The sequence below is a fragment of the Ciceribacter azotifigens genome, from assembly GCF_048159625.1.
Lineage (GTDB): Bacteria > Pseudomonadota > Alphaproteobacteria > Rhizobiales > Rhizobiaceae > Allorhizobium > Allorhizobium azotifigens.
Genome location: NZ_JBLQTA010000056.1, coordinates 1 through 2,250, shown reverse-complemented (window position 1 = coordinate 2,250; position 2,250 = coordinate 1). Strand labels below are relative to the sequence as shown.

Sequence of the window (2,250 nt, the reverse complement as noted above, 5' to 3'; positions counted from 1 at the left end):
CAGTTCCACCATTCATACAAGCGGATTTTTCGAATCCGTTTCGATATCTGACTATCTGGCAAAGCGTGCGGTGGGGGTTGTGGCTGGCCGGTTTATCGATCCCGAAGGTCAGCCGGTTCTTGGCGTGCTTGACGACCGAACCATCGGCATCTCGCTCGAAATGCTGAAGAAGATCGAAATGCGTATCGGGGTTGCAGGCGGCTTCGACAAAGTGCCCGCGATCCTGGGTGCCTTGCGTGGTGGCTATATCAACGTGTTGATCACCGATGCTGCGACGGGTCGTGGCATTCTCAATGCCGATGGCGTCACGGATGTGGATCAAAAACCCGCTCCTCGATCGCGCAGTGACAACACGATCCCGTTGCCCTCCAGCTTCCGCACCCATATCAAGAAGTTTCTCAACGACCCTGACCGCGTTGTCGACGAAATGCTGGAGGGGGTCGTCAAGGCGCATTCCGACTATCTGATGCCGATCAAGGGTTCGAACCGGGCCCTGGTTGCCCGCAGCGGTCCGCGGCCGGGCAAGGTGGGACTGGTCGTCGGTGGCGGAACCGGACATGAACCCTGCTTCTTGGGTTACGTAGGTCGGGGATTGGCTGACGCCGTTGCAGTCGGCAACATATTTTCATCACCACCGCCCGGACCAATTTTAGAATGCGCAAGAGCTGCCACAGGCGGCGAAGGCGTCCTGTTTGTCTATGGCAATTATGCCGGTGACGTGATGAATTTCGAGATGGCCGCCGAGATGGCGCAAGACGAAAACATCCCGGTCAGGACCGTTCTGACGACAGACGATATCGCGTCTTCCCCCATCGAGGNGAGATGGCGCAAGACGAAAACATCCCGGTCAGGACCGTTCTGACGACAGACGATATCGCGTCTTCCCCCATCGAGGACAGGGAAGGTCGAAGAGGCGTTGCTGGCAACTTCTTCATCTTCAAGATCGCCGGCGCTGCCTGCGACAGGGGGCTTGGACTTGCCGAGTGCGAAGCGGTCACCCGCAAGGCCAACAACCGGACATTCACGATCGGCGTTGCACTCGAACCCTGTTCCCTTCCGCAAACCCGTCGACACAATTTCGAGATCGGGCCCGACGAGATCGAAATCGGGATGGGCATTCATGGCGAGCGTGGTGTGATCCGCGACAAGATGATGACTGCGGATGAAGTCACCGATCGGGTGATGGACCGCATTTTCTCGGAAATGTCAGCAGTCCCTGGCGACAGGGTGGCTGTCCTCGTGAACTCGTTCGGATCGACCCCCTTGATGGAGCTTTACATTCTTTTCAGGCGGGTCGAACAGCGCATGAGAGCCAAGAACATCATCATCGAAGCCAGTTGGATCGGCCACTATTGTACCTCTCTCGACATGGTCGGAGCCTCCATTTCGGTTCTCCATCTTGATCAGGAACTGTCCGATCTGTTGCGTCATCCCTGCGATGCGGCGGCACTACGCGTCAATTGAATGAAATCTTGGGTCTCCAAATGATCAAAACAGCAATTTTAATGGAAATCTGGAGGCAGTCATGGTGACATCGGCATCGCGCCTTCTTGGCCGGATGTTTCAACTGATTTCCGCAGCCATGCAGGCCGAAAAGGATCATCTCTCCGACCTTGATGGTGCCATCGGCGATGCAGATCACGGCATTACCATGGCGCTCGGCTTTGCAGCAGTGACGTCTGCGATCAATAAACTGGAGATCGATCGGATGCCGCCGTCAGATGTGCTCCTCACGGCTGCGAATGCGTTCCTGGATGCAGTGGGAGCATCGACCGGGCCGCTTTATGCTTCAGCTTTCCGAAAGGCAGCAGACGCGCTCAAGCATGATGAACACCTATCCCAGAAAGGGCAGGTGGCCATGTTGGAGGCCATCGCCCAGGGAATCCGGGATCGTGGAAAGGGCCAACGTGGCGACAAGACAATGCTTGATGCGTGGATCCCGGCTGCGGAAGCGGCAGTAGGCGCTCACGAAAAAGCAATGTCAGTTGCGGATATGTGGCAAGCAATCGTATTGGCAGCCGAAACTGGTGCCGCCTCAACCCGTTCAATGGTGGCGACAAAAGGACGGGCAGCAAGATTGGGTGAGCGCTCGCTCGGACACACCGATCCGGGGGCTGCCTCGGCCGTCGCCATTCTGCACGCGATGAGAGAAACTTTTGCAGGCAAGTTGTGATTGCTGATTGCTGGCTTACAGCATCGTTGTGCGAGAGTTGCCGATGGGATGTATCGATCTGATGGTAACTAACAGTA

The 2,250-nt window shown here is 56.6% G+C and carries 1 protein-coding gene and 1 pseudogene; both read left to right on the top strand.

Annotated features, from left to right (window positions below; translation table 11 throughout):
* Positions 1 to 1,464, top strand: a pseudogene (locus tag ACM6UT_RS23205) (dihydroxyacetone kinase subunit DhaK); the annotation flags it as partial.
* A gap of 61 nt (positions 1,465 to 1,525) precedes the next feature.
* Positions 1,526 to 2,173: a dihydroxyacetone kinase subunit DhaL gene (gene dhaL, locus ACM6UT_RS23200; RefSeq protein WP_416799631.1), complete on the top strand. Its 648-nt coding sequence runs from the start codon at positions 1,526 to 1,528 to the stop codon at positions 2,171 to 2,173.
* The last annotated feature ends 77 nt before the right edge of the window (positions 2,174 to 2,250 follow it).

Excerpts from the sequence above, each read along its gene's own strand:
- dhaL (WP_416799631.1), top strand. The coding sequence starts at position 1,526 with ATGGTGACATCGGCATCGCGCCTTCTTGGCCGGATGTTTCAACTGATT.